Annotated in this window: 3 protein-coding genes; all 3 read right to left on the bottom strand. The window is 36.2% G+C overall.

Annotated elements, in window-relative coordinates; genetic code table 11:
* Positions 1–100 precede the first annotated feature (100 nt).
* The gene (locus J3U13_RS11265) at positions 101–3,142 is read right to left on the bottom strand and encodes a T6SS effector BTH_I2691 family protein (RefSeq protein WP_267342148.1); all 3,042 of its coding nucleotides are present in this window, start codon (positions 3,140–3,142) and stop codon (positions 101–103) included.
* On the bottom strand, positions 3,132–4,145 hold the full coding sequence (locus tag J3U13_RS11260) for a DUF4123 domain-containing protein (protein WP_267342147.1): 1,014 nt from the start codon (positions 4,143–4,145) through the stop codon (positions 3,132–3,134). The genes J3U13_RS11265 and J3U13_RS11260 overlap by 11 nt, the downstream gene beginning before the upstream one ends.
* The coding region (locus J3U13_RS11255; protein ID WP_267342146.1) for a DUF2345 domain-containing protein at positions 4,142–4,389 on the bottom strand (248 nt) is incomplete at its 5' end. The genes J3U13_RS11260 and J3U13_RS11255, both read right to left, overlap by 4 nt.

Genomic DNA, 4,389 nt, shown 5'->3' with positions numbered 1-4,389 from the left:
CGGTAGAACCGGTGGTTTGGGGGGATGTCGCCAGGAGCGATCGATGATTTGCTTCTGAATTTTATAAAAATTTTTTAGACTCATAATGTTTATCGCTTTTTTAATTTATAGAATAAGGGATATTGGCTGTGGCGTAAGTGTTATTATTGGAATTAATCCCTAATGTGTCTGATAACCAATCACTGTCCCATCCGATGGCTGTTAAAAAGTTGTCTGATTGTTGCTCCACTTCTTCCTGATTGTCTTCAATTTTCATTAGCTCTTTAAATGCCTGAAACTCAGTGTTAAAATCCGGCGTCTCATCTCGGTTGTATTGCGTGCCGAATCGAGTGGATCTTATCCATTTTTGAATGTCATCATCGACTATCAAATTCCAGACAAACTCCACCACGATTAAAATCAACTGCAACCACCAAGATGCAAAAAAGGTAAAAATTCTTAATCCAGCCATTAGAATTAATTCCCTAATGATAACCCGATTAACCAATTTAGTAGACATTTTTAACAGTGCGGTACTTGCTTTCAAAAATTGACTAATATAGACCATTACGCTAGCTCTATTTAATGTTAATTCAATATTATCTTGATTACTTTTCAAAGCCTGCGGAATAGCATACATCAACCCAAAGATTGAAGATGCCGCCCCAGTAAGATGTCCGGTCATTCTTAACCCAATAACCAAATTCGTATTATTAAAAGCAATATCAATAGGTTTAATCAAAACATCGGTGAAAACACTAATAAAACTTAAGGATGCCGCCATAATCTGGTTCAAAAAATCGTCTGACGTGTGATCATCCGTTTGCATAATGAGCGTCATAATCACCGGTATTTGAAATGCCATTAAAACAGCCGACAACCTTGTACCTTTTAAATCGCGACCAAATGTACGACTGTGATAACTGTCCCACAGTTCATCGTATTTTCCTTTGATAATAACGCTAGTCGGTTTATTGTTTTTCTTTATAATGATTTTTTTCAGAATGTTATGAGTATAGGTTTTTAGGTAATTGTTGACTAACTGGCCTTTAAGGCCTTTTTGCTCAACATTAGGGAAGGGTCCTGAAAACATTTGATTATCAATGTTTAATTTTTTCATTCTTGTAATCCAATCCCTACGATCATAATATTCATTCATGACGGATTTAACGATGTCTGGCTCAAGCCCAGCTCTTACCATAAAAATTTTCTGACCAATATAATGGTTAATATTATCCGCACCGATTTGCAAACCGTCGACCATCACGCGAACAGGCTGTTTTCGGAATAATTTACCAATTAAAATTGACGCAAGCTTATCGCGTTTGTAGGCAAATTTATCGATAAATTTAGCATTGATATCGGGCTTCTTTTTTTGCAGACTGCTGTTAATATCCCGACTAATTGAGGTAAAGTAGGACAGATTTTTTGGTACGTTGAGTAACGTACGATGCAAACGACCATTGCCGTCTACTTCACGATATTTTTCAGCATCCAGTAAAAATTCTTCTAACTCTTTAATGGCTGCAGTTTGATTAAAGGCTACTGCTCGCCAGATTAGATTGGTTTTAGGAATGTTACGCGCCTTGATCCAGTCACCAATAACCTGATTACCTTTCTTTGTATCTTGCAAACCCTCTATTGCCGTGATAACAAGTCGTTCAAACAAGATACCGTCCTCAATATTGTTCTGACTATAATCATTAAGCACGCTCAAAAAACTATTACTTTGTATCCATATAAAGGCATTTTCGCTACGTTGTTCGTGTAACAAGCTTGCTTGTTGAGTGATCGCTTCGTATTTTTTGTTATACGTGTCTCTTAATGGTTGATTGATTCTGGCTTGGTATTTTTTCCATTGTTCTCTTGGTATTGTAGTAATTTTTTCAACTTCTTCTTTGTGCATTGTTTCGTCTATCTGCACTGTCATAATGGCTTTAGCGCGTAATTGGGTGATTTTTTTAAGATAGTCGCTGATTTTTTTATTACTTTGTACCTCTTTCATAGCAACATCCAATCGTTGGTAATATAACGCACCTACTCGTGGTTGCTTCATCCAATCAGCAAACAGATCACACCCTTGATTTAACGCTGCCAGCAGGTCCGGTTCAAGAAGGTATTGTTTTTGATACTGCACTCTTCGCTTTGCTAACCAATCTGCACCTTCGGTTTCGGTAACCTTTTCTAACCAATAATTATTTTGTCTATGCAATTCTTCATAAATCTTTAAGGCTTCACGGCGTTCATTTTCGTTGGCTTTAATAAAGCTATTTTCGAACAATGTTAACAATGCATCTGATTGAATTTCATGCTCACGTTCTTCACTAAATAGCTTTAGGTAACCTATGATTTCATTACACCAACCATTGAGTTCTTTACTGATACCTGCCGCATCATTTAATCCGACAATATAGCTGTTTTTTTCGGTTGAACGCTCCCTTGCTGAGTTAAGAGTGTGATTTAACTGGCGGTTTATCGCCCATGGGTAAAGGGTACAATGTTGATTAAAAAAGGCGGTATTCCATTGATTTATATCATTGGAAACTAGCGTTTTAGACCGCTTGATGGTTGGATCTGGAATGATAGATAAAATCGACTTCTCATTATAATCAATGATTTGTTTTACGTTGCTTTCGTTTAATTGTGCTATACCGTTGGCTTCAATAACGGAGCCTTGAGCCATTTTTTTAGGCTCTATTAAACTCATTCTTTCACTGCGCAACTGATTATCGGTTTCGTAATTTGTCAAAACATCATTTTCCCATTTATGCTCACTGAATGCTAACCATACTTTTCCACATTGTTGCGGTTGTTCAATGCAAATAAATTCAGCACTAGCGCTATTTTGTAATACTGCTGCACAGCCGCAGTCTTCTTCCGTAGTTGCCATTTGTGCGGAAAATTGTTTCCAAAATGTGCCATTTTTTGCAATTTTATAGACTTCCCAGTAGTGGTTACCTCGAGCGCCTTCTTCATAAAAAAGATATAAAAACCCTTCCCGTATGACTCTTAATGCATAACTGTAGTCATATTTAAGTTTAGCGTCAGTAATTTTAGGTTGATTTGCCCAATTGGGTAAATTAAGTCCCTCAATTTTAGGAATGACACAGTAGTTAACCGGCAATATGGTTAGTCCTTTTGATGATGCGCAATCACATGTCATAACGTTCTCCTAATATTAATTCTTTACTTTGTTGCTTAATTTGTTGCCATTGTTCAGCAGTGATTGCAGCAACTCGTTTTTGGTAGAAACTATCTTTTATTCTGAGTAATTCTGCGATTTTTGGGGTTCGATAAAATTCACTGCCTAGAGTTAAATAATGCAACGCAAATAAAACTTTATCTTGTGGATCGTTTAATTGGTGTTGTATGGCAATATCCAGTGCTTTGCGTATCTGTATTCTTGCTTGATCTTCACTATAACGCGGTTGATGTTGTAATTTGCTTCGATAGTTAAGCAAGATTTGATTTTCTAAACCTATGTGAGCAATTTTATTTTCTTCAGTTTCTGTTATACCTAATCGATATGGCATAAGCTGCCTATTATTTTCAACTGCGGCATATTCGATCAGTAAACCATCTCCATTAAGGATTAACCAATTGGTCGTTTGAGCAAAAATTTTATCTCGAATTTGCGGTAACATAAGATCAGATATTGCATTTAATACGCTAGGATCGTAAAGGCGTAAAAGATACAGACCATTGTTAATCTGACTTCGTTGAATGCATAATTTGGCTATATGTTGACAAACAATATCAATCGATTTATTTGAAAAAAGCCAACCACACATTGCCCGTCCCTGTCCTGATAATAACCATTCAGGTTTGATTTCTTGATAAGACAATAAAACAGTCTGTTTTAAGATTTCATAAAGATGTGTGTTTTTTCGGTCAATGGGTAACAGTGATGGCGTGTTGGTAAAATTAAACGCCGGATGATTAAACGGTATTGATTGTAAATATGAGGAATTTTCTTCAATATAAGCATAAATTTCACTATCTAAAGCCAATTGATTTATGTTACGTAAACTTAGATCCAGCAATAAATAACCATATTGAGCATTGTCAAAATTTTTAATCAGTTGTTTTGTTAATTGATTAGCGTGTTGATCGTCTAATTCACCATCATTGTATTGAATAAATTCAAATTCGGTAACAGTATTCATGATAATTCAACTATTGCTCCTTGATTTTTTGTTCCTTGCGCTATTTTTCGTTGACACCCAATTGGTAATGTACTTTTTATTTTTACTTTTGCCGGTCCCATTTTTTGCAGAGCATTGCTTTTTATATACACATTATCCGCTGTGCCCAGCTCAATGCCTTCACGGCTGATTTTGATAAAAGAGCCACCACACATTAACGTCAGCTCTTCGCTTGCTGTGAGGGTGAGTTCACCGTCCACACTGT

Origin of the sequence: Gilliamella sp. B2887, from assembly GCF_026537015.1 — a bacterium.
Lineage (GTDB): Bacteria > Pseudomonadota > Gammaproteobacteria > Enterobacterales > Orbaceae > Gilliamella.
Note: the sequence above shows the minus strand (reverse complement) of the source record. Positions and strands in the feature narration are given on the sequence as shown.

Excerpts from the sequence above, each read along its gene's own strand:
- J3U13_RS11260 (WP_267342147.1), bottom strand. The coding sequence starts at position 4,145 with ATGAATACTGTTACCGAATTTGAATTTATTCAATACAATGATGGTGAA.
- J3U13_RS11265 (WP_267342148.1), bottom strand. The coding sequence starts at position 3,142 with ATGACATGTGATTGCGCATCATCAAAAGGACTAACCATATTGCCGGTT.